The organism is Natrialba chahannaoensis JCM 10990 (assembly GCF_000337135.1).
GTDB classification, from domain to species: Archaea; Halobacteriota; Halobacteria; order Halobacteriales; family Natrialbaceae; genus Natrialba; species Natrialba chahannaoensis.
In genome coordinates this window covers 1-255 of sequence record NZ_AOIN01000005.1, presented here as the reverse complement: position 1 = coordinate 255, position 255 = coordinate 1, and the positions used below count along the sequence as shown (strand labels likewise).

1 pseudogene is annotated in these 255 nt (G+C 62.7%); it reads left to right on the top strand.

Annotated features, from left to right (window positions below):
- A pseudogene (locus C482_RS00020) lies at window positions 1–255 on the top strand (ISNCY family transposase); the annotation flags it as partial.

The following is a 255-nucleotide window of genomic DNA, read 5'->3' as shown; positions in this document are numbered from 1 at the left end:
AAATCGACGGACACGATGGGGCGCACGCAGATGGCGGCTCTGGACCTCACGAAGGGCAACCCGTGGTGCGGCCAGGTCACGCGCGACAGCAGCGGGAAGAACAAGGAGCCGTGGATTCTGGGGTACAAGGGCGAGAACGGACCGTTCTTCCAGTGGGCCGTCATCAAACTCGTCGGCCACGATGTGCCGCTAATCCTTGATGCGATCCCGGTCGAACGTGGTCGAAAGCGGGCCGACATCGTGGACGATCTCCTC